The organism is Streptomyces sp. Act143 (assembly GCF_003143935.1).
In the GTDB taxonomy this organism is placed as follows: Bacteria; Actinomycetota; Actinomycetes; order Streptomycetales; family Streptomycetaceae; genus Streptomyces.
The window spans coordinates 6,897,514-6,919,633 of record NZ_QFRX01000001.1; the positions used below are offsets into that span (position 1 = coordinate 6,897,514).

The 22,120-nt window shown below is 72.3% G+C and carries 21 protein-coding genes and 1 tRNA gene; 6 read left to right on the forward strand and 16 right to left on the reverse strand.

All coding sequences use genetic code 11. The features are described from left to right. Positions 1–167: 167 nt before the first annotated feature. The 5 genes from DI272_RS31600 to ehuB all read right to left on the reverse strand — a co-directional run bounded on the left by DI272_RS31600 (position 168) and on the right by ehuB (position 4,200). Positions 168–926 (reverse strand): IclR family transcriptional regulator, encoded by a 759-nt coding sequence (locus tag DI272_RS31600; RefSeq protein ID WP_109498584.1) that lies wholly within the window; start codon positions 924–926, stop codon positions 168–170. 221 nt (positions 927–1,147) lie between these two features. Further along, positions 1,148–1,933 carry an ectoine/hydroxyectoine ABC transporter ATP-binding protein EhuA gene (gene ehuA / locus DI272_RS31605; RefSeq protein ID WP_181387377.1) on the reverse strand — a complete coding sequence of 262 codons (786 nt, stop codon included), beginning with the start codon at positions 1,931–1,933 and terminating at the stop codon, positions 1,148–1,150. Further along, positions 1,923–2,573 carry an ectoine/hydroxyectoine ABC transporter permease subunit EhuD gene (ehuD, locus tag DI272_RS31610; RefSeq protein ID WP_059192006.1) on the reverse strand — a complete coding sequence of 217 codons (651 nt, stop codon included), beginning with the start codon at positions 2,571–2,573 and terminating at the stop codon, positions 1,923–1,925. The genes ehuA and ehuD overlap by 11 nt, the downstream gene beginning before the upstream one ends. After that, a complete protein-coding gene (gene ehuC, locus DI272_RS31615; RefSeq protein WP_109498585.1) occupies positions 2,570–3,292 on the reverse strand; it encodes an ectoine/hydroxyectoine ABC transporter permease subunit EhuC in 723 nt (240 codons plus the stop codon). Before ehuC ends, ehuD begins: the two co-directional genes overlap by 4 nt. Further along, a complete protein-coding gene (ehuB, locus tag DI272_RS31620; protein WP_109498586.1) occupies positions 3,289–4,200 on the reverse strand; it encodes an ectoine/hydroxyectoine ABC transporter substrate-binding protein EhuB in 912 nt (303 codons plus the stop codon). Before ehuB ends, ehuC begins: the two co-directional genes overlap by 4 nt. Before the next feature lie 47 nt (positions 4,201–4,247). Between ehuB and DI272_RS31625 the strand changes: the two genes are divergently transcribed. Continuing rightward, entirely contained in the window at positions 4,248–4,742 is a 495-nt protein-coding gene (locus tag DI272_RS31625; protein WP_181387378.1) for a DUF3830 family protein, read from the forward strand. On the opposite strand, the gene DI272_RS31630 is transcribed toward DI272_RS31625, so the two are convergent. Both DI272_RS31630 and DI272_RS31635 read right to left on the reverse strand, forming a co-directional pair. After that, on the reverse strand, positions 4,723–6,120 hold the full coding sequence (locus tag DI272_RS31630; protein ID WP_109498588.1) for an amidase: 1,398 nt from the start codon (positions 6,118–6,120) through the stop codon (positions 4,723–4,725). The genes DI272_RS31625 and DI272_RS31630 overlap by 20 nt on opposite strands. An 18-nt stretch (positions 6,121–6,138) precedes the next feature. Continuing rightward, the gene (locus DI272_RS31635; protein ID WP_109501153.1) at positions 6,139–7,086 is read right to left on the reverse strand and encodes a D-2-hydroxyacid dehydrogenase; all 948 of its coding nucleotides are present in this window, start codon (positions 7,084–7,086) and stop codon (positions 6,139–6,141) included. 132 nt (positions 7,087–7,218) lie between these two features. Between DI272_RS31635 and DI272_RS31640 the strand changes: the two genes are divergently transcribed. The 3 genes from DI272_RS31640 (at position 7,219) to DI272_RS31650 (ending at position 10,016) form a co-directional block, all read left to right on the forward strand. Further along, positions 7,219–8,016 (forward strand): aspartate/glutamate racemase family protein, encoded by a 798-nt coding sequence (locus tag DI272_RS31640; RefSeq protein ID WP_109498589.1) that lies wholly within the window; start codon positions 7,219–7,221, stop codon positions 8,014–8,016. After that, a complete protein-coding gene (locus DI272_RS31645; RefSeq protein WP_109498590.1) occupies positions 8,013–8,744 on the forward strand; it encodes an aspartate/glutamate racemase family protein in 732 nt (243 codons plus the stop codon). The genes DI272_RS31640 and DI272_RS31645 overlap by 4 nt, the downstream gene beginning before the upstream one ends. A gap of 183 nt (positions 8,745–8,927) precedes the next feature. Then, on the forward strand, positions 8,928–10,016 hold the full coding sequence (locus tag DI272_RS31650; protein ID WP_109498591.1) for an LLM class flavin-dependent oxidoreductase: 1,089 nt from the start codon (positions 8,928–8,930) through the stop codon (positions 10,014–10,016). A 47-nt stretch (positions 10,017–10,063) separates the two neighbouring features. Here DI272_RS31650 and DI272_RS31655 read toward each other — a convergent pair whose 3' ends face one another. After that, positions 10,064–11,881, reverse strand: a complete 1,818-nt coding sequence (locus DI272_RS31655; RefSeq protein WP_109498592.1) for a bifunctional diguanylate cyclase/phosphodiesterase — start codon at positions 11,879–11,881, stop codon at positions 10,064–10,066. 312 nt (positions 11,882–12,193) lie between these two features. Here DI272_RS31655 and DI272_RS31660 point away from each other — a divergent pair, with 312 nt between their 5' ends. Next, positions 12,194–13,438 carry a M6 family metalloprotease domain-containing protein gene (locus DI272_RS31660; protein WP_109498593.1) on the forward strand — a complete coding sequence of 415 codons (1,245 nt, stop codon included), beginning with the start codon at positions 12,194–12,196 and terminating at the stop codon, positions 13,436–13,438. A gap of 67 nt (positions 13,439–13,505) precedes the next feature. Here the strand turns inward: DI272_RS31660 and DI272_RS31665 are convergent. The 7 genes from DI272_RS31665 to DI272_RS31695 form a co-directional block, all read right to left on the reverse strand. Continuing rightward, positions 13,506–13,579 (reverse strand) — tRNA-Lys (locus DI272_RS31665). Beyond that, positions 13,570–14,166 carry a bifunctional DNA primase/polymerase gene (locus DI272_RS31670; RefSeq protein ID WP_109498594.1) on the reverse strand — a complete coding sequence of 199 codons (597 nt, stop codon included), beginning with the start codon at positions 14,164–14,166 and terminating at the stop codon, positions 13,570–13,572. The genes DI272_RS31665 and DI272_RS31670 overlap by 10 nt, the downstream gene beginning before the upstream one ends. 126 nt (positions 14,167–14,292) lie before the next feature. Then, a complete protein-coding gene (locus DI272_RS31675; protein WP_109498595.1) occupies positions 14,293–14,661 on the reverse strand; it encodes a hypothetical protein in 369 nt (122 codons plus the stop codon). A gap of 97 nt (positions 14,662–14,758) precedes the next feature. Beyond that, positions 14,759–16,102 (reverse strand): AAA domain-containing protein, encoded by a 1,344-nt coding sequence (locus tag DI272_RS31680; protein ID WP_109498596.1) that lies wholly within the window; start codon positions 16,100–16,102, stop codon positions 14,759–14,761. Then, positions 16,099–17,688: a hypothetical protein gene (locus tag DI272_RS31685; RefSeq protein ID WP_109498597.1), complete on the reverse strand. Its 1,590-nt coding sequence runs from the start codon at positions 17,686–17,688 to the stop codon at positions 16,099–16,101. The genes DI272_RS31680 and DI272_RS31685 overlap by 4 nt, the downstream gene beginning before the upstream one ends. Beyond that, positions 17,679–18,890 (reverse strand): hypothetical protein, encoded by a 1,212-nt coding sequence (locus DI272_RS31690; protein ID WP_109498598.1) that lies wholly within the window; start codon positions 18,888–18,890, stop codon positions 17,679–17,681. The genes DI272_RS31685 and DI272_RS31690 overlap by 10 nt, the downstream gene beginning before the upstream one ends. Continuing rightward, complete coding sequence (locus tag DI272_RS31695) at positions 18,841–19,794, reverse strand: phosphatase PAP2 family protein (RefSeq protein WP_109498599.1); 954 nt, start codon at positions 19,792–19,794, stop codon at positions 18,841–18,843. The genes DI272_RS31690 and DI272_RS31695 overlap by 50 nt, the downstream gene beginning before the upstream one ends. A 190-nt stretch (positions 19,795–19,984) precedes the next feature. Between DI272_RS31695 and DI272_RS31700 the strand changes: the two genes are divergently transcribed. After that, positions 19,985–20,581 carry a histidine phosphatase family protein gene (locus tag DI272_RS31700; protein ID WP_109498600.1) on the forward strand — a complete coding sequence of 199 codons (597 nt, stop codon included), beginning with the start codon at positions 19,985–19,987 and terminating at the stop codon, positions 20,579–20,581. A gap of 15 nt (positions 20,582–20,596) precedes the next feature. On the opposite strand, the gene DI272_RS31705 is transcribed toward DI272_RS31700, so the two are convergent. Further along, complete coding sequence (locus DI272_RS31705; protein ID WP_109498601.1) at positions 20,597–22,048, reverse strand: hypothetical protein; 1,452 nt, start codon at positions 22,046–22,048, stop codon at positions 20,597–20,599. Positions 22,049–22,120: the final 72 nt, after the last annotated feature.

Sequence of the window (22,120 nt, forward strand, 5' to 3'; positions counted from 1 at the left end):
CAGGGACTCGAACCCCGGACCCGCTGATTAAGAGTCAGCTGCTCTAACCAACTGAGCTAGCGGCGCATGACTCTCGCCGACCGTTTGAGTTTGTCTCTCGCGGCTGGCGACAGAGAAAATACTACCTGGTCCTGAGGGGTGCTTCTGACCACCGATGGGTAGGGGACTCAGATGGCCAGGCTCAGCAGGACCGGCGCCGCGTTCCGGTTCAGGGTGTCCGCCGCCTGACGGAGCCGGTGGGCGTGCGCGACCGGGAGCGAGAGGGCCAGGCAGCCCACCGACGATCCGGCGGTGATGGGAACGGCCGCGCAGACCGTGCCCACCGCGTACTCCTGGAGGTCCAGGTGGGGGACGGTGGGCGGCTGGGACTCCAGGCGGTGCAGCAGCAGCTTGTCGCTGGTGATGGTCTTGGAGGTCAGGCGGGCCATCTTGTGCCGGGAGAGATGGTCGCGCCGGCTGTTGTGGTCGAGCTGCCCGAGCAGGCTCTTGCCGATCGCCGTCGCGTGCGCGGAGTAGCGGAAGTCCACCCACTCGTTGACCACGGGCATCGTCGGCCCGTCCGCGTACTGCGCGATCCGCACCTCGCCGTCGACGTACCGGCTCAGATACACGGCCGCGCCGACCGAGTCGCGCAGCCGGTCCAGGGTGCGCTGGAGCGTCTCGCGCAGCGCCTGCTCACGATCATGGGCGGAGCCGAGGCGGGTCAGGGCGTCGCCCGTGACGTACGCGCCGTCGGCGACCTGCTCGACGTACCCCTCACGGCGCAGCATGCGAAGGAGGGTGGTCAGCCGCTCCGGGTCGATGCTGGTGTGCCTGGCGAGCTGGGTGTCGGTGATTCCGGTGGTGTGCCGCGCCACCGTCTCCAGGACGCGCAGCGCGTCCTGGGCCGAGTGGTACGGCGCGGTCGGCTCGTGCTTCAGCGCCACGGTGGTTCCCCCTGCGCTCTCGCTAAGTCGCTCTACAGTTGGGCCGTATTCCGGACAGCGATCCCTACCACGATAACGGGCAAGAGGCATGAAGAGAGGGCCTGTTGACGAGATTCCGTCCCTCCCAGCAGGGGCGCTGACCCGCTGGCATATGCCAAAGTCAAGACCCAGCGCCCCTACCTCGCGCATCGGCACCTGCACAGGGTGCGGCTGAACTTCGGTCAGAGCACCGCGCTCAGGAATTCCCGGGTACGGTCCTGCTCCGGCTCGCTGAAGATCTTCTCCGGCGGACCGGCCTCGATGATCCGGCCCGAGTCGAACATCAGGACCTGGTCGGAGATGTCCCGGGCGAAGTTCATCTCGTGGGTCACGCACAGCATCGTGATGTCGGTGCTGCGGGCGATGTCCCGCAGCACGTCGAGCACGCCCGCGACCAGCTCCGGGTCCAGCGCCGACGTCACCTCGTCGAGCAGCAGCACCTGCGGCCGCATCGCCAGCGCCCGCGCGATCGCGACCCGCTGCTGCTGGCCGCCGGACAGCTGCGCCGGGAAGGCGTCGCACTTGTCGGCCAGGCCCACCATGTCGAGCAGCTCGCGGGCGCGGGCCTCCGCCTCGTCCTTGGACAGGCCGAGCACCGTGACCGGCGCCTCGGTGACGTTCCGCAGCACCGGCATGTTCGGGAACAGGTTGAACTGCTGGAACACCATGCCGATCTTCTTGCGGACCTCCCGCACCTCCTTCTCGGAGGCCGGGAAGAGCCGCTGTCCGTCGACGGTGATCGTGCCCTCGTCCGGCTTGGTCAGGGTCATCAGGAGCCGGAGGATCGTGGTCTTGCCGGAACCCGACGGCCCGATGAGGGTGACGTGCTTGCCGGCCTCCACGGAGAAGTCGAGATGGTCGAGGACGGTGTTGTCGCCGAAGCGCTTGGTGACCTGGTCGAGCCGGATCAGCTCGCCGGTACCGCGCTTGTCGAGGGGGTTCTGCTCGGGCTGGATGTCAGTGGACAAGACGTCGCTCCAGGGCTCGCATGAGGAGGGAGGCCAGATAGGAGATGAGGATGAAGGCCACGCCGATGACGGTCAGGGGCTCGGTGAACTGGAAGTGCTCCTGGGAGAAGAGCCGCGCCTGGCCGAGCATGTCGAGGACGGTGATCGCCATCAGCAGCGGCGTGTCCTTGAGCATCGCGATCACGTAGTTGCCGAGCGCGGGGACGACCCGGCGGATCGCCTGCGGCAGGATCACCACCCGCCAGGTCCTGGCCACCGGCAGGTTCAGCGCCGTCGCGGCCTCCCACTGGCCGACCGGAACCGCCTCGATGCCGGCCCGGTAGACCTGCATGGTGTACGTCGAGTAGTGCAGGCCGATCGCGAAGACGCCGGTGGTCAGCGCGGAGAAGGTGAAGCCCCATTCGGGCAGCACGTAGAAGAGGAAGAACAGCTGCACCAGCAGCGGCGTGTTCCGCACGAACTCCGTGACCGCGCCCACCGGCCAGGTCACCCACCGGGTCGGCGCCCGCATCAGCAGCGCCCACACCAGGCCGAGCACGAAGGAGATCACCGAGCCGAGGGCCAGCGCCTGCAGGGTGACCAGCAGACCGTCCCAGAACTGCGGCATGAAGTCGCCGACCGCTCCCCAGTCCCACTTCATGCGACACCACCTCCGACGCCCGTGGTCTCAGGTCGCTTCAGCTCCCGCTGCGGGGAGATCCCGCGCGCCGGAGCCTTGCCGACGCCCGCTTTCAGCTTCTTCTCCAGGCCGCGCATCACCCGGGTCAGGGCGAAGGCGATCACGAAGTAGATGACCAGCAGGTACGTGTAGATCTCCGCGCTCTCCTGGAGCGCGAGCCGTACCAGGTTGCCGCTGAACGCCAGGTCGCCCATGCCCATGATCGACACCAGGGCGGTGCCCTTGAGCAGCTCGATCAGCAGGTTGGAGAACGGCGGGATCATCTCCGGCACCGCCTGCGGCAGCATGATCAGCTTCAGCCGCTGCCAGGGCGTGAAGCTGAGCGCGATCCCGCCCTCCTTCTGCGCCGGGTCCACCGCGTTCAGCGCCCCGCGCACGATCTCCGAGCCGTAGGCGCCGTACGTCAGCCCGAGCGCCAGCGTGCCCGCCCACAGCGGGACGAGCTGCCAGCCGAAGGCGGGCGGCAGCACGAAGAACACCCAGAAGATCATCACGAGGGCCGAGGTCCCGCGGAACACCTCGGTGTAGAAGCCGGCGAGGAAGCGCACGACCCACAGCCGGTGGGTGCGTGCGATACCGACCACGAAGGAGACGGCACCGGCCAGCAGTGCGCTCAGGAAGAGCAGTTGGAGCGTGACCCACACGCCCTTGAGGACAAGCTCCCAGAGTCCTGAAGTCATCCGCCGCAGAGCTCCTTCGCCGTGAGGTCCGTCATCTCGGCCTCGGTGAACCCGAAGGGCCTGAGGATGCGGAACAGCTCCCCGCTCTTCTTCAGCTTGCGCAGCTCCACGTTGAAGGCGTCCCGCAGCCTGGTCTCGGTGGGCCGGAAGGCGAACGCGCCGCCGTCCACGTGCGGTTTGCCGTCCACGAGCGGCGTGAAGGGCTTGGTGGCCTCGGCCTTGGCGGACTTCTTCACCACCTCACGGGTGGTCAGAGCCGTACCGGCGAACACGTCGGCGCGGCCCGCCTCCACGGCGTTCAGCCCGGCGACCTGGTCCGGCACGATCAGGATGTCGCTCTCCTTGTACCCCGCGTCCACGGCGTACTGGATCTCCGCGTACCCGGTGCCGGTGGCGAACTTGGCCTTCTTCTCGACGACGTCCTTGTAGTCGTGCAGCCCCTTGGGGTTGCCCTTGCGGACGATGAAGGAGTCGAGCATCTGATAGTCCGGGTCGGCGAAGATGACCTGCTCGCAGCGCTCGGGATTGACGTACATCCCGGCGGCGACCACGTCGAACTGCTGCGAGTTCAGCCCCGGGATGAGCGAGCCGAACTCCGTCGGCACCGGCTGGACCCGGTCCACCCCCAGCCGTTTGAAGATCGCCTTGGCCAGCTCGGGCGCCTCGCCGGTCAGCTCGCCGTTCTTGTCGATGTAGCCGAACGGGATCTCACCGGCGATACCGAGCCGGACCACCCCCGCCGCCTTCATCCGGTCCAGCAGGTCACCGCCGTCCGTCGTGGAGGCCGTGGCCACCCGCGAGCAGCCGGCGGCCCCCAGCGCACCGAGCGCCGCCACCCCCGCGAGCAGCGATCGGCGCGTGGTTCCGGTTCTCTGTGTGTCTCTCTCGTTCCCATTAGGTGGAGCCATGGCGGCGCGGCTACCCGAGAGCATGCGATGTATGCACCATGGATTGCATGGCTGACCGTTACATAGAAGTCTCGCTGGTCAAGCGGGGTATCACCGGTACGGCGAAGCTGCTGGACGACCGCGCGCCCGTCACCTGCGCGGCCGTGTGGGACGCCCTCCCGCTGGTCGGTGACGTCTACCACGCCAAATACGCCCGCAACGAGATCTACGCCCTCTTCCCGCCCTTCGCGGCGACCGAGCCACCCCTGGAGAACCCGACCGTCACCCCCATCCCCGGCGACCTCTGCTACTTCTCCTTCGCCGGGACCGAGCTGGGCACCAGGTCCTACGGCTACGACCGCGAGGTCCGCGCCGGGACCACGGTCGTCGACCTGGCCCTGTTCTACGAACGGAACAACCTGCTGCTCAACGGCGATGTGGGCTGGGTGCCCGGCATCGTGTGGGGGCAGGTGGTGGAAGGGCTGGAGGCGCTGGCCGAGGGGTGCAACGACCTGTGGCGGTCGGGCGCGGTGGGGGAGACCCTCAGCTTCCGGAGGGCCTGACGGCGACCCCCGCCTCGTACAGGGCGTGCGCCGCCCGCAGGACCAGGTCGTCGCGGTGCCGGGCGGCCACGATCTGCAGGCCGACCGGGAGCCCGTCGCCGTCCGTCCCCACCGGCACGCTGGCGGCGGGCTGCTGCGTCAGGTTGAAGGGGTACGTGAACGGCGTCCACCCCGTCCACCGCCGGTGCCCCGACCCCTTCGGCACCTCCGCGCCCGCCTCGAACGCGGTGATCGGGAGGGTCGGGGTGACGAGGAGGTCGTACGACTCGTGGAAGCGGCCCATGCGGCGGCCGAGATCCATGCGGACGTCCACCGCGGCGAGGTAGTCGAGGGCGGACAGCCGGGAACCCAGCGCGCAGATCTCGCGCAGGCCCGGGTCCAGCAACTCCCGCTGGTGCGGCCCGAACGGCTGGGTCACCCGGGCCGCCCCGCTGAACCACAGGACGTGGAAGGCGTCCACCGGGTCGGCGAAGTCGGGATCGGTCTCCTCGACGTACGCCCCGAGCCCGGCCAGCCGCTCCACCGCCCGCCGCACCGCGGACGCGACGCCCGGCTGCACCGCCACCTGCCCGCCGAGGGAGGGGGAGTACGCGACCCGCAGGCCCCGTACGCCCTCCCCCAGAACACCCCGGTAGGACACGGCACTTGGGCTCTGCGCCGACCAGTCCCGCGCGTCCGGCGCCCCGATGACGTCCAGCATCAGCGCCGCGTCCGCCGCGTCCCGGGTCATCGGCCCGACATGCGCGAGGGTGCCGAAGGCGCTCGCCGGGTACAGCGGCACCCTGCCGTACGTCGGCTTCAGCGCGAAGATCCCGCAGAACGCGGCCGGGATGCGGACGCTGCCGCCGCCGTCCGTGCCGAGCGCCAGCGGACCCGCGCCGAGGGCCACGGCCGCCGCCGCGCCGCCGCTGGAACCGCCCGCGGTGCGGGTGGGGTCGTGCGGGTTCCGGGTCACCCCCGACAGCGGTGAATCCGTGACGCCCTTCCAGCCGAACTCCGGGGTCGTCGTCTTGCCCAGGAACACGGCACCCTGCTCGCGGAGGCGGGCGACGGACGGCGCGTCCTCGTCCCAACCACCCTTCTCGGACAGCACCTTGGAGCCCTTCAGGGTCGGCGTTCCGCGCGTCAGCAGGATGTCCTTCACCGTGACCGGCACCCCGTCCACCAGCCCGGCGGGCGCACCGCGCCGCCAGCGGTCCGCAGACTCGCGCGCCTGCGTGAGCGCCTCCTCGGCGGTCAGCCGCACGAACGCGTTGACCTCCGGCTGGATCGCCTCGGCCCGCTCCAGCGCCGCCCGCGCCACGTCGACGGGGCTGAACTCGCCCTTGCGGTACCCCTCGACGAGCTGTACGGCACCGAGTTCGGTGAGGTCCCTCATGCACACCCCCAGGTCAGGTCAGTGTCCCGGTACGTACCCACGCTTCTTGTCGACCACGTTCAGCAGCGGCTTGCCCGCCTCCCACCGCTCGTACAACTCCACGAACTGTGCCCCCAGTTGGTCCCGCCAGCCGATCGTGTCGCCGCTCATGTGCGGGGACACGATCAGATCGGGCACCTGCCACAACGGACTGTCGGGGCCCAGGGGTTCATGCTCGAAGACGTCCAGGGCCGCGCCCGCGATCCAGCGCCGCCGCAGCGCCTCGGCGAGCGCGTCCTCGACGACCAGGCCGCCCCGGCCGATGTTGATGAACCGCGCCGAGGGCTGCATCACCCCGAACCGGCGGGCGTCGAACATGCCGTGGGTCTGCTCGGTGAGCGGTGCCGCCGCGATGATCCAGTCGGCGCGGGCGATCAGCCGGTCGAGGTCGTCGGGGCCGTGGATGCCGGTGCGCGGGGTGCGGCCGACCAGCGCGGTGGTCACCTCAAGTGCCTTGAGGGTGCGGGCGATCGTCCGCCCGATCGGACCGGTGCCGACGATCACGGCCCGGGTCCCGGCGACCCGGCGGGACTCCCGGTGCCGCCAGACGCCCTCCCGCTGCAACTCCAGCGTCCTCGGCAGATCCTTCGCCATCGCCAGGACGAGCGCGGCGACGTACTCGGCGATCGGCTGGTCGAAGATCCCGCGCGCGTTGGTCACCACCGTGTCGGACGCGGCCAGTTCGGGGCACATCAGGTGGTCCACGCCCGCGCTCGCGGTGTGCACCCAGCGTGGCCGCGGCCCCTCGCCGGGCCAGGCCTCCCGTACGGCGTGCGAGGTGAAGTCCCACACCAGCAGCACATCGGCGGACGGCAGCCGCTCGGCCAGCGTCGACGCGTCCGCGTGCGTGACGCGGACGCGGCCGGTGAGGCGGCCGAGGCGGGGGAGGGGGTCGGCGTCCAGGACGAGGAGGGTGGGGGAGGTCATGCGCAGCCGGTCCTCCACAGGCGTCTGACATGCACGGATTGACCACGCTCGCACCCGAACCTACCTTCGTCAACACGGGGGCGTGCACAGTCCGTTGTCCCCCTGTCTCTCCCCGTGAGGCCGGTGCCTGCCATGGACCTCTCCTTTCTCGGCGGACCGCGCCCCCAGCGCGGCGTCGGCGTCGTGGCGCCCTTCGACTTCGCACTGGACCGCGAGCTGTGGCGCTGGGTCCCCGACGAGGTCTCCCTCCATCTGACCCGGACGCCGTACGTGCCCGTCGAGGTCAGCCTCCACCTGGCCCGCCTCGTCAGCGAGCACGAGACGCTCGGCGACGCGGTGCGCACCCTGAACGCCGTCACCCCCGAGGTCGTCGCCTACGCCTGCACCTCCGGCAGCTTCGTCGGCGGCATCGCGGGCGAGCGGGCGATGTGCGAGGCGATGACCAGGGCGGGCGCGGTCCCGTCGGTCACCACGTCCGGGGCGCTGCTGGAGGCCCTCATCGAGCTGGGCGTGCACAGGGTGGCCCTGGTGACGCCGTACACGGTGTCGGTCACGCGGGCCCTTGAGGAGTACGTCGCGGAGGCGGGCGTCACCGTCACCGGCCGCGCCTTCATGGGTCTGACCAGGCACATCTGGAAGGTGCCGTACCGCGAGGTGGTCGCCATGGCCCACCGGGCCGCCCGCCGGGACACCGACGCCCTCTTCATCAGCTGCACCAACCTGCCGACCTACGACGTCATCCCGCAACTGGAGGCGGAACTGCGCCTGCCGGTGCTGTCGGCCAACCAGGTGACGATGTGGGCGGCGCTGCGCCGACTGGGTACCCGGGCGATGGGGCCCTATCAGGCGCTGGTCGATCCGGCGGCGCGGCAGAGCCCTCTGCGTCCCGTACTGCCCGACGAAGAACAGCAGCAGGAAGGCTGGACATGACCGCACTCGGACTCCTCTACCCGGGCCACTCCGCCGAGGACGACTATCCGCGCATCGAGCAGCTCCTGGGCAGCGACATCCGGGTCGACGTGGTGCACACCGACATCGGCGAGGACGCCCACCGCGAGGACGCCCTGCTGGAGATGGGCTCGCCCGAACGCCTCGCGGCCGGCGTCGAGGAACTGCGCATGGGGGGCGCCGACTCCGTGGTGTGGGCCTGCACCAGCGGCAGTTTCGTCCACGGCTGGGAGGGCGCCCACGACCAGGTCCGCGCCCTGGCCATGGCGGCGGGCATGCCGGCCTCCTCGACGTCCTTCGCCTTCGTGCACGCGGCCCGCGAGGTCAAGGCCCACCGGGTCGCGGTCGGGGCGACCTACCCGGACGACGTGGCGGGCCTGTTCGCGGACTTCCTGCGGGCGGGCGGCCTGGAGGTGACCGGGGTCAAGGGCTCCGGCATCATCACCGCGGCCGAGGTCGGCACCTGGGGGGAGGCGGAGGTCTTCGCCCTGGCCCGGCAGGCCGACACGGCGGACGCGGACGCGCTGCTGCTCCCGGACACCGCCCTGCACACGGTCGCCCACATCCCCGCTCTGGAGAAGGAACTCGGCAAGCCGGTCCTCACCGCCAACCAGGTCACGGTGTGGGAGGGGCTCCGGCTCGCGGACCGGCGGGTGAACGCGCCGCGGCTGGGAGCGCTGTTCACGAGGGAGCCGATCGTGCAGGTGTGAGACCCGCCGGGAACGGTCAGGTGTGGGGCCCGCCGGGAACGGCCAGGTATGGGGCCCGCCGAGAAGGAACAGGCGTGGGACCCGCCGGGAACAACAGGCGTGAGACCCCCGGGAATAAAGCGGAGCCTGCCTCCTGTTAATACCGGACGGACAGCGCACGGCCGGAAGCAGGAGGCACTCACCGTGACGTCAGACGAGACCCGGGGTACCGCACACGGCACCGCCCCCGTCCCCCTCTCCGTACTGGACCTGGTCACGGTCGGCGCCGGGCACACCGCCACCGAGGCGCTGCGCACCAGCGTCGAGCTCGCCAAGCTGACCGAGGCGCGCGGCTTCCACCGCTACTGGGTCGCCGAGCACCACTCCATGCCCGGCGTGGCCTCGTCGTCCCCCGCCGTGATCCTGGCCCACCTCGCCGCCCACACCGACCGCATCCGCCTCGGCTCGGGCGGCGTCATGCTGCCCAACCACGCCCCGCTGGTCATCGCCGAGCAGTTCGGCACGCTGGAGGCGCTGGCCCCGAACCGCGTCGACCTGGGCCTCGGCCGCGCCCCCGGCACCGACGGTGCCACGGCAGCCGCCCTGCGCCGCAGCGACCGGCTCCACGAGGGCGCCGACGACTTCCCCGAGCAGCTCGCCGAGCTGACCCGGTTCCTCGACGACGACTTCCCCGACGGCCACCCCTACCGCCGTATCCACGCGGTCCCCGGCCCGATCCAGTCGACGTCCCCCGGCGGCGTCCAGTCCCCGCACCGCCCGCCGGTCTGGCTGCTCGGCTCCTCCGGCTTCAGCGCCCGCCTCGCCGCCGACCTCGGCCTGCCCTTCGCCTTCGCCCACCACTTCTCGGCGCAGAACACGATCCCGGCTTTGGACCTGTACCGCGAGACCTTCCGCCCGAGCGAGATCCTCGCCGAGCCCTACGCCCTCATCGGCGTCTCCGCCCTCGCCACCGACGACGAGAAGGAGGCCCGCCGCCAGGTCCTGGCCGCCGCCCTGAACATGGTCCGCCTGCGCACCGGCCGCCCCGGCCTCGTCCCGAGCCCCGAGGAGGCGGAGGCGTACGACTTCAGCCCGATGGAGCGCGAGTTCATCACGTCCTGGAACGCCAACGTGATCCACGGCACCGCCGACGAGGTCCGCGCCGGCCTCGACGACCTCCAGAAGCGCACCGGCGCCGACGAGCTGATGATCACGTCCCACGCGCACAGCGGAGCCCTGCGGCTCCGTTCGTACGAGCTGATCGCGGACGCCTACGGGTTGCCGACGGCCTGACGCCGACGGGCGGCGGTGCCGGTCGCCTGACGCCGGAGGTCGGGCGGCTACGGTTTGCCGACCGCCTGGCCCGCCATCAGCTCGGAGATACGATCCGGCGACACCGGCCGCGAGTACAACCACCCCTGCCCGGTGTCGCATCCGATCCGCCGCAACCGGCTGGCCTGCGCCGACGTCTCCACGCACTCCGCGGTGACCGTCAGCCCCAGCCGGTGGGCGAGCTGGATCATGGCCTCGACGACGACCTCGTCGGCGGGGTTGGGCGGGGCGCCGGTCCCCTCGTACTGGAAGCCCCGGACGAAGGAACCGTCCAGTTTCAGGACCGCGACCGGCAGTCTGCTGAGGTAGGCGAGGTTGGAGTAGCCGGTGCCGAAGTCGTCGATGGCGATGTGGACACCCATGTCGCTGAGCGCCTGAAGGGCCTGGAGCGGGCGGCCCGCCGAGCCCATCACCGCGGACTCCGTCAGCTCCAGCTGGAGCAGCTCCGCGGCGAGCCCGGTCTCGGCGAGGATCTCGGCCACGTCCGCGACCAGGTCGGAGTCCCACACCTGACGGACGGCGACATTGACGCTGACGAAGATCGGCGGCTCCCCGGGGTGGTCGAGCTGCCACTGCCGGGCCTGCCGGCAGGCGGTCGCCAGCACCCAGCGCCCCAGCGGCACGATCGAGCCGTCCTCCTCGGCCAGTGCGATGAACCGATTCGGCGTCAGCATCCCGAACTGCGGGTGGTTCCAGCGCACCAGCGCCTCCACGCCCCGCAGCCGCCCGTCCCCCATGCCGACCAGTGGCTGGTACTCGAGGGTGAACTCGCCGCGCTCGATGGCGGGTCGGAGCGTGGAGGCGAGCGCCTGGCGGGTCATGCGGTGGGCGTTGCGCTCCGGGTCGAACAGCGTCCAGCGGGACTTGCCGTCGGCCTTCGCCCAGTACAGCGTCGTGTCGGCGGCCTGCACGAGCGCGGTGGGGGTGGTGCCGGCCGCGTGCCGCTCGACGACGCCGATCGACGCGGAGACCGACAGCCGGTGCCCGGCGATGTCGAAGGGGCTCTGCACCGCCTTCAGCACGGCCTCGGCCAGATCGGCGAGTTGGTCGGTGCCGGTGGAGCCCTCGACGAGCAGCGCGAACTCGTCGCCGCCGAGTCTGGCCACCAGCGGCGCGCTGCCTCTGGCCAGGCCCGCCTCGTCCGCGCACCGCGTCAGCCGCTCCGCGACGGCGGCCAGCAGCCGGTCGCCGACGCGGTGGCCGAGGGTGTCGTTGACGGCCTTGAAGCCGTCGAGGTCCAGGTAGCACAGCCCGATCCGGCCGGTGCCGCCCTGCTCGTACGCCTCCGCCTCCAGCGCGACCGACAGCCGCTCGAAGAACAGCGTGCGGTTGGGCAGCCGGGTCACCGGGTCGTGCATCTGCAAGTGCCGCAGCCGCGCCTGGAGTTCACGCTGGGAGCTGACGTCGGCGACGGACAGCAGGACGCCGGGCTCGCCGGTGCCGAGCGGCGCGACGGTGACCTGCGTCCACAGGTACTGGCCGTCGGGGTTCTTCAGCCGCCGGGTGCAGCGCAGCCGGGCCTGCCGGCCGCGCAGCACCTCCTGGTAGGCGTGCCAGGTGCGGGCGTCGGAGGACAGGTCCACCAGATCGGCGGCGATCCGCCCGACGAGCGCCTCGGGCGCGCTGCCGAGGAGTTCGCCGAGGGTGCCGTTGGCGCCGACGACGAGCCCCTCGCGGTCGACGACGGCCATGGCGAGCGGCGCGGCCACGAAGGCCGACCGGTACGCCTGGGGTTCCGTACGAGAAGACGTGCTGAAGTCACTGTCTGTGACGGCTGCCCGGTCGAGGTCTGTCGCGGGCGCCGGCCCTTCGGAGGTTCCGCTCACCGTTCGCTCCCGCAGTGCACTCGATCTCTGTCCGTGCAGGAAAGTGTGCCGATCATAGAGGCTGGCCCCCACCCCTTCCAGCCACCGTCCAGTGTCCCGGAACAACGGGCCCTTCTGACAGATCGTTTCTGCCCGCACCTGGACGGCTTGTTGAGCCGCTCGACCAGGTGTGACGTTCCGTGAGCGATTCGGGGTGTCGATTCTGACGGTTCTTCGGCCGACTCACTCTTCTGGTGCAGACAAACAGGGCGTAGTACGACAATCTCACACAGGCTGGGTGCGGTGTCCCGTGAACCGCATCCGGAGGTCCCCGTGCCGCGCCCCTTCCCGCGCCCCCGACTGCGCAGCACCGCGGCCGTGTTCACCACCATGTCGGCGCTCGCCGCCACCTCCCTCATCACCGGCCCCTCGGTCGCCGAACCGTTCTCCGCGGAACCCTGCGCGCTCACCCGCACCCTGGCCCACCACTCCGAGGGCCTCGACACGTGGAACGCCGCCTACCCGCGGCCCACCCGCACGCTGGACGCGGTGATGGTCTTCCTGTCCTTCCCGGACGCGACCCCGCGGACCACCCCCGAGCAGCTGGCCGCCGACCACTTCCCGGCCACCAGCCGCTTCTTCGAACAGGCTTCCTACGGCAAGTTCACCCTGCGCCCGCATCCGCTGCGGAACTGGATCCGGATGCCGCGGCCCTCCACGTCGTACGTCATAGAGCGTGACTGGAACGCGACCCATCGCGCCGCGTATCTGCGCGACGCGCTGGCCGCGGCGGACGGTCAGGTGGACTTCTCCCGCTACGACATCGTGTACTTCGTCGCCGATCCGGACGCGCCCGGCGTGGACTCGGACGCCACGAAGGTCGTCAACCTCGACACCCCGCTGCGGGCCGACGGCACGGACATCCGCCGGGTCGTCACGGTCTTCGAGCAGCATCCGCCGGACCGGCTGGTCCTGGCCCACGAGACCGGGCACGTCTTCGACCTCCCCGACCTCTACCACCGTCCTGTCGACGGCAAGGGCGACTGGGACACCTATGTCGGCGACTGGGACCTGATGGGCAGCCAGTTCGGTCTGGCCCCGGACCTGTTCGGCTGGCACAAGTGGAAGCTCGGGTGGCTGGGGCCGCGGCAGGTGGCGTGTGTGCGCAAGCCGACGCGGCTGACGCTGGAGCCCCTGGGTGCGGGGCCCGGGACGCCGGTCGCGGGCCGGGCGTCCTTCGGCCTGGGGCGCGGCACCAAGCTGGCGGTGGTCCGCACCGGCCCCGAGACCGCCCTCGCCGTCGAGGCCCGCGGCCCGGCCGGCAATGACGCCGGGACCTGCGAGGAGGGGGTCCTGGTCTACCGGGTCCGGGCCGGCGCCGCGTCCGGCGGCGGTCCGATCGAGGTGATCGACGCCCACCCGGACACGGAGGCCTGCTGGGAGGGATCGGTGTACCCGCCCCTGGCGGACGCGCCGGTGGGCCTCGGCGAGAGCTTCACGGTGCCGGGGGAGGGCGTACGGGTGAAGGTGGAGGGGCGGACGGTCTCTGGGGCGTGGACGGTGAAGATCACGCCGTGACCCACCGCGGCACGGCACGCAAGAAGCCCCTCGCTTCCGCGAGGGGCTTCTCGTTGTCTGTGCTCTGTGCGCCGCCAGGGACTCGAACCCCGGACCCGCTGATTAAGAGTCAGCTGCTCTAACCAACTGAGCTAGCGGCGCCTGCTGACGTCGTAGACCTTAGCATCCTGATCGGCGGGAGGAAAAATCGATATCCGCACGGCCGCGCGTGCCGCCCGTACGGCCGCCCAGAGCAGGATCTCGGGGCCCGGCAGCCAGGGGTGACGGGTGTCGGGAGCGACCAGCCAGCGGCTGCCGAGCGGCGTCGGCGCGGCGCGCGTCGGCAGCGGCGCCGGGACGGTCACCGCGTCGCCGTTGCCGTGGCACAGCAGGGGCGGGATCGCGCCCGTGCGACCGCACTCCTCCCACCGGAGCAGGGACGGCAGCCGATGCGCCGTACCCGGCGCGGCGAACAGGAGCATCCGGCCCCGGAACACCGCGACCGGCCCCGAGCCGGGACCGTCGTCCCACAGCCGGTCGAGCATCCGGCGTCCGAAGACGGCGGGCACGCTCACGACGTCGAACGCGGGGCCGCACGGCAGCACCACCGGGGCGTCCGGGCGGTCCTCCCAGAGGGCGAGCGTGCTTCGCGGATACGTTCCTGCCGAGGCGAGCCAGGCGGCACCGTCCGCAGTGACTCCGCAGACGTCAAAACGATCGGAGAACAACTCGCTGCGTGTGTCGCTCATGCGTCCAGATGTACCGGGCGTGAGCGTTCCGTTTCTGAGGGTTGCCGGAAATCGGGACAGGAGCGGGTGGGAGGGGGTATCTTGCCCGCCTGGCATATGCCAGAAAAGTGGCGCGTTCCCCCGCAACTACGCGTGGTCCACAGGTCCCTTGCCCTCGGCCGTCCCCCGCATCAGATCCCGCCCGAACTCGACCATCTTCTTGGCATAGTCCTCGGTCCACCCGGCGCGCTCCGCGATGTCCGCGGGCGTCAGCCGGTCGAAACGCCGGGGATCGGCCAGCTGGGCCGCGGCCATCGCCTGGAACTCCACGGCACGGTCCGTCGCCGCACGGAAGGCGTGCGTCAGCTCCGTCGCCCGGGCCAGCAGCGCCCCGGGGTCCTCGATCGACTCCAGGTCGAAGAAGTGCTCCGGATCGGCGGCCGCCTGCGCGGGCTCGAAGAGCAGGGGCGCGGGGCGTAGCCGCGGTTCGTTCCGACGCGGCGTGGGCTCCGCCATGTCTCCTCCTCGTACGTCGCTGCTGCCCCCTCCGTAGGGGAAGCGGGCCATCGTCCATTGTCGCGTGCCCGCGCAAGAGCCCCGTGAGGAGGCGGCTTCACGGTCGCCACACCACCCGGTGTTCGGCGAGATGCGCCAGCACCGCGTGATTCGCCTCCCACCCGTCAGGAAACTTCACCAGCGTCCCCAGCTGCACCGGTTCCGTCGACGGATAGTCGTCCAGGAGGTCCCCCACGCCCGCCCGGCAGACCACGATGCACGCGTGCCGGTGGCGGGAGGCGAGGACGCAGAGGCGGCCCGTCTCCAGGTGGAACGCCGTGGCGTCGGGGCGGCCCGACAGGGGGTGCAGGACGACCGTGACCTCGTACTCGCGGCCCTGGAGACGGTTCGCCGTGTCGACGGTGACGTCCGGGACGCCCAGGTCGGCCAGTGCCGCGCGGACCGCCGCCGCCTGGTCGCGGTGGGCGGTGCCGACGGCGATGCGGTCGGCCGTGAGGGGCGCGGGGTCCGGCGCGCGTTCCGAGGTCGCCGCGCCGCCGCGGTCCAGCAGACGGCGGACGACCGCCGCCACCGCCCGCACCGCCTCCGGGTCCGTGCGCGGGGTGTGCCGGGCGGGCAGCTCCAGCAGGCCCCAGCCGGACTCCGCTGCCTCGTCGATGACCCGGTCGGGGCCGGAGCCGTCCGAGGGGACCGCGAAGGACAGGCCGCGGTCGCCGTGGTCCGTGCCGCTGCGGAACTGCGTGTACGGGTAGAAGGCCGCCGAGACCAGGGGCGCGGCGGACGCCGGGAGCCGCCAGGACACCGGGAGGCGGTGCTGGGGGAGGTCCTGGTTGTGGGCCAGGAGGGTCGTCACGGCCGATGCCGAGGGGTCGTACGACAGGCCCGCCCACTGCTCGCTGCCGACGATCGCGAAGGGGTCCAGCTGGCCCGGGTCGCCCACGAACAGCGCCCGCTCGAACAGGCCGGCGACGGCGAGCAGGGAGTCCGAGCGCATCTGGTACGCCTCGTCCACGATCGCGTGCCGCCACGGCTCGTCGACCTTGACGTGGGCCCACTTGGCGGCGGTGGAGATCGTGATCGGCAGGCCGGCGAGGTCCGCCGGCTTCGACGACTTCCGGACGTTCGGCAGCTCGTCCAGCGCCTTGTCGTAGGCGTCGGCGTCGCTGCTGTGCAGCCGTCCCACCGGCAGCTCGGGGTTCTTCTCGGCGAGCCGCAGGACCAGGTCGTCGACCTGGGCGTTGGTCTGCGCGACGACCATCAGCGGGCGCCCGGCGTCGGCCAGTTCGAGGGCCGCGCGGACCACCAGCGTGGACTTGCCGGCGCCGGGCGGGGAGTCGACGACGACACCGCGGGCCGTGCCGTGCAGGGTGTCGGCGAGGATCGCGTCGGTCGCCCGGGCGGCCGACGCGCCGGGGTCGAAGGGCTCGAAAACGGTCGTCACAACACGTCCTCCGCGGTCAGCGGGTCAGCCGCCTCCTGGACGGCCTCACCGGGCGGCCCGCCGTGCGTCCAGGGCGTGTTCTCCGGGTCGGGGAGCTTCGCGCCGCCCCGCTGTTCGTGCTCGAAGAGGGTGAAGCAGAGCCGGTCGCCCTTCTCGGGGACGGACCCGGCCTCGGGCTCCTTGCCGCGGCCCATCTTGTCGAGGATGCGCAGCACCACGCAGTCGTCCTGGTGGTCCACCGTCTCGGCCGTCTGCGGCTTGCCGCCCAGCGAGCGGTACACCTTCACACGCTCCCCGAGATGCGGCCGGTCGTCGGTGCGGAGCGTGACCAGCGGGCGCGGGCTGGGGCGCTTGCCCTCGCTGTACGCCATCACGACATCCGTGACCTCCCCCGCGAACGCCTCCCCGGACAGCCGCCGCCCGGCCATCACCAGCGGGTCGTCGAGGGCCTCCTGCGCCTCCAGACGGGCCTGCTCGCGCTCGCGCGTGGCCAGCTTGCTGGCGGCGGTCACCGCGTCGTCGCGGCGCGGCTGCGGGGGCTCGCCCGCGGTGATCCGGTCCCGATGGGACGTGAACGACCAGCGGTCGCGGGTCCAGCGCTCCGCCACGCGCGTGCCCTCGGGAAGCTCCCGGAGCAGGTCCAGGCCGCGCCACACCGCGTCCCAGGTGGGGCGGGTCCGGCTCTCGACGAGGTCCCTGATCGCGCGCTCCGCGGCGGTGAGCTCGCCGAGCCGGTCGTCCGCCTCCAGGCCGTCCTCGGCGGCGGCCAGGGCGGTGCGCGCGCGGTCGTAGCGCTCGATGGCGGGGGCGAGCAGCTTGTTGTCGAACGCCGGGTCGGTGGCTGGGCCGGCCGGCGGGTGCAGCAGCTGCCCCTTGGCGTCCCGGGCCAGCTCGGCCTCCAGGGCCGCCTCGGCGCCGGTCCTGCCCGACGGGGGAGGGTCGATCCAGGCCAGCAGCGCGCCCAGATGCTGGTCCTCCAGGGTGGACTGGCCGGTCGCCCAGTGCCGGGACAGCAGATCCGTCGCGGCGAGCAGCAAGGAGGAGCCGGGGACGCGGGCGCGCTCCGCGAAGTGGGTCAGCCACCGGCCCAGCAGCGGCACGCGCGGGGGCGCCGGGTGCGGGGCCTCCGGGTCCTGCTCGGCTGTCCGGCGAAAGCGCATCGAGCGCCCGAGCAGCCGCACGAAGTCGATGCCCGCGCGGCTCGGCACGACCAGCTGCGGGGCATCCGCGCACAGCTCGACCTCGACCTTGACCCGCTTGCCGGTCTCCGGATCGGTCTCGTTGCGCTCGGCGGCCTCCACCGCCTCGGCGTACCCGTCGACGTACGGCAGGACGACGTCCGCCAGCTCCGCCAGGAACTGGAACCTGAGGTCGCGGTCGCGCGGCTGCGGTACGACGAGCAGGCGCGGGGCATCCCGGTCGGTGCCGACGAGCGCGCCGAGCGGGGCACCGGCCTCACCGGCGGTGGTGAGCGGGACGAGGACCAGGGGGCGGTCGGCGAGGTGCCGGTGGCGGACGGTCGCGGCGGGCTGGGCGCGGCCGGTGCTGACGGCTTCCAGGCGGGCGAGGGTGGCGATCAGCGACATGCGGCGGCTCCCGAAGCCTCCGCGCCGGCGGGTTCCGTGCCGAGCGCCTGCCCGCCGTGCGGCCCCGCGCCGAACGCCATCGTGCCGAGTGCCTCCGCGCGCAGCGCCGCCGCTCTGCGCAGGGCCGCGACGGTCGGGTCCTCGGGGTCGCCGGTCTCCCCGCGCGCCGCCGCCAGGACGTCCGGCACGGTGGTCAGACCGCCCAGCTCGGCCCGTACGGACCGGCCCAGCGAGGTCACCGCGCCGGCCGCGCGGGAGCGTTCGCGGCAGTGGAAGGCCAGCTCGCACGCGGCCAGGCACTCGGGCGCGTACGTCGCCGGGACCGACTCGACGGCGGCCGTCAGCTCCTCGGCGGGACGGCCGGGGTCGAAGCAGATGCCCTCGGGGAGGGCGTCGGCGATGTCCTGGATGCGGGTGAGGCGGGTCAGCTGGCGGGCCGTGACCGCGCGCTGCTTGCGCACGTCCACGGCGGAGGCGGTGGGCAGGTTGGAGAAGTCCTTGGGGCAGACCAGCAGGACCTGGTGGCGCACCTCGGGGGCGGGGGCGTCCGCTGCGGCGAGGCGGGCGGCGACCTCCTCCAGCGCCAGCACGTAGACCGCGGCCTGGCGGGCCGCCGCGCCCACCTTCGCCGGGTCCGCCGAGCCGTCCAGCATCGGGAAGGACTTGATCTCCACGACCGTCCAGCCGCCGTCCGGGTGCACCACCACCGCGTCCGGCTCCAGGAAGGCGGGGGAGCCCGCGACGTCGAGGGCGAGCATCGGGTGGTCGAGCAGCGTCCACGCGCCGCGCGCCTCGGTCGCCTCGCGCAGGGCCAGCGCGGTGCGCGCGGTACGGCCCTCGGGGCCGATGGCGGTGAGGTCGGGCACGCGCGCGTCGGCGGGGGGCTCGGCGGCGCGGTCCAGCTTCTCGTGCACCAGCCGCAGCAGCTCCGCGCCGCCGTCGGCCTTCACCTTCGCCTCGAAGGCGTTGCCCCGGGTGAGCGCGAACTGCGACTGCCCGAACGCCGAGGGCGAACCCAGCGCACCGGCCAGCGTCGCCTTGTTCACCCCGGCGCCGTCGAGGATCGCGCGCCGTCTGCAACCCGGGTTCGCGGCGAGGGCGGCCAGGGCGCGGGCATCCAGCGCCTTGGCCGGTACGTCGGGCCCGCGCAGCTCAGCGAGCCGCTGCCGGAGCGCCGTCCCCCGCGTCCGTGGGAGAGGCACTGGGCTTGGCTCCCGCTCCGATCCGTGACTCACGCTGCCGTGGAAATCGCTCACCCGCGGAAGTCTGGCATCCGTCACTGACAATTGAGGTCTGTGCGGCCTCGGTGCCCACGGTGGCGGGCGGGAGCATCGCCGTCACTCGCCCCCGGATCCGCCCCGCGGTCCGCATCACGAACGGCGCCAGCAGCAGTCCGGCACCCATGACGACGGCTCCCGCGACGGCGTCCAGGAAGTAGTGGTTGGCGGTGCCCATCACCACGATCGTGGTGATCAGCGGGTAGGCGACACCGGCGGCCTTCGCGATACGCGTCCCGCCGTACCGCCACAGCATGACCCCGCACCACAGGGCCCAGCCGACGTGCAGGCTCGGCATGGCCGCGTACTGGTTCGTCATACCGCCCATGCCCCGGGGCGCGCTCGCCTCGCCGCCCCACCAGCCGTACGAGCTGTACTGGGCCATGGTGTCGACGAAGCCGTGGCCCGCCGAGAGGAGGCGGGGCGGGCAGGTGGGCAGCAGGGTGAAGCCGATCAGGCCGATGAACGTCGACGTCATCAGCCAGGTGCGGGCGGCGCGGTAGCGCACGGCGTGCGATCTGAACAGCCAGACCAGGACCGCCGGGGTGACCAGGTAGTGCAGCGACGCGTACCAGAAGTCGGCCGGCACGCCCAGCCAGGTCTCGCGGGTGAACAGCCGGTTGAGCGGGTGCTCGGCGTTGATGTGGAGGAACTTCTCCACGCGCAGGATCGCCAGCCCGTGGTCGACGGCGCTCGTGACGTCACCTCGGGCCAGCAGTCGGCCCGCCGAGTAGCAGGCGTACACCAGGAGGATCAGCGGCAGCTCGGTCCACCAGCGCAGCCGGGTACTCGGGGCCGTCTCGCTGCCCGGTGTCTCGGCGTGCGGCATCCGATCGCCTCCCCCTTCTCGTTGCGGCGTCCGGTTGCCCGGTCTTACCACTTTACGGTGTATGCGTTCGTCCCTGCGCGGGCCCCCGGCCCTCTAGGACGCAGAGATCGACCGACGGGTTGCCCCCGGACAGGGTGCGCGATGATGGACGCGGCCCGCCCGGTTTTTTCCTCGAAAGGTCCTTCATCTCATGGCACCGCGCATCCTGCTCGCCCGGCACGGCCAGACCGCATGGTCCCTGGCGGGCAAACATACGGGCAGGACGGACGTGCCGCTCCTCGAGGAGGGCCGGCGTGGCGCCAAGCTCCTGGGCGAGCGCCTGCACCGGCCGCCGCTCGACGGCCTCTCCGGCGCCGAGGTGCGCACCAGCCCGCTCACCCGCGCGCGGGAGACGTGCGAACTCGCCGGGTTCGGCGAGCGCGCGAGCGAGTGGGACACGCTGATGGAGTGGGACTACGGCGCGTACGAGGGTATGACGCCGGACGAGATCCAGGCCGTGAACCCCGGCTGGCTCATCTGGCGCGACGGCGTCCCCGACGGCGAGACCCTCGCCGAGGTCACCGCCCGCGCGGACGAGGTGGTGGCGTGGGCCCGCGCGGCGGACCGGGACGTCCTGGTCTTCGCCCACGGCCACATACTCCGCTCCATCGGCGCCCGCTGGCTCGGCCTGCCGCTCGACTTCGCGGCCCGGATCAGGCTGAACCCGACGTCACTGTCGGTCCTGGGCTGGGCGTACGGGGAGCCGGCGATCGAGAGCTGGAACGACCTGGGGCACCTCGCCGGCTGACCCGGTCGCCGTGGGTCAGGCGGACCGCGGCAGGGAGGCGTGCCGCTCCAGGAACGTCCCCACTCCCGAGGCCCGCCGGTGCGGCAGCAGCACCCGCGCGGTCCCCGCCAGCATCGACTGGATCCGCGACGACTGGACCTGCCCGAGCAGATCCAGCACCCGCATCCCGGCTTCCGCGGCCTCGTCGGGGCGGCCCCCGCGCGCGAGGTCGTCCGCCAGCTCGGCCGAGTACAGCGCGATGTTCCGGGTGAAGTGCGGGTCCTGGAGCTGCGCCGCCCGGCGCGCGTGCCGCGCGGCACGCGGCCAGTCACCCAGCGCCGACCAGCACTGCGCCTCCAGCCCCTCCAGCTCGGCCTCCCCGTAGAAACTCATCCACTCGGGGTCGGCGTCCGAGGGGCCGCGCTCGTACAGGGCCTGGGCGCGGGCCAGCGCCTGTTCGCAGCCGGTGCGGTCGGCGAGCCCCGCCCAGCCGCCCGCCTCCCGCAGCGCGAGCAGCGACATCAGCCGGGCGGACCCCAGCGGACGCCCGACCCGCTGCGCGGCCTGCGCGGCCCGCACCGCCTCCCGCGGTCGCCCCGCGTCGCGCGCGAGGAACGCCGTGTTGCAGAAGGCGTGCGACTCCAGACCGGCGTCACCGGTCATCCGCGCGGTCGCGAGGGCCTCCGCGTAGTGCGAGCGCGCGTCGTCGAACCGCCCCGAGTCGTGCGCCAGCCAGCCCACCGAGATGGCGAGCTCCCCGGCGCCCGCGTGCAGGCGGTCGGCGGTGGTCTGCCGGGTCGCACCGGCGTCCAGCAGCGCGTAGGCGGCCCGCAACGGGGTCGCCGCGCGCCGGTACAGGCCGTCCGCGCCGTGCCGGTCGTCGAGCAGCCGGATCCGTCGTACGGCTTCGTCCAGGGCGTCCGCCTCGGGGACTCCCGCGCGCCGGACACGGCGCTCCGCCGCGTCGGCGGTGGCCAGCCCGATGGCGCCCAGTGAGGCGACGGCCACGGTGGCGCCCCCGCCGGTCATGAATGCGCGACGCAGCACGTCGCTCTCCTCGTAGTTGTCGTGCGTCTCGTACGGGTCCTGCGTGTCATACGGCTCGTACGACCCCCATGTCTCACCCGTCGCGCCACCCGCGGCGTACGCGAGTCGCGTGGCGTGCTCGGGGGGCGCGTCGTCGATGGCGCGCGCCCCGCGTCCGCGTACGGACGCGCGGGGGGCGAAGCCCAGGTCGGTGAGCGTGCGGCCGGGGAACATGTGCCGGAACACCCGTTCGTACGCGTAGTTGGGGCAGCGGATCTCACCCGCCTCGACCCTGCCCACATAGCGCGCGTCACAGCTGACCCGCTCGCCGATCTCGCGCGCGGCCCGCCGGACCGCCGCGGCGAACTCGGCCGGGGAGCGCTGTCCGCGCAACTCCCGGAACGCGAGATTCGGCCGCGGTGGCCGGGGGGACTGGGACGAGGTCGCCTTTGACGTCGCCATGGCCGGGTCCTCTCGTGCGAACCGTCGAACCATGCCGGGCGCGGGGCGAGTTGAGTGGTATGTCACTGTCGT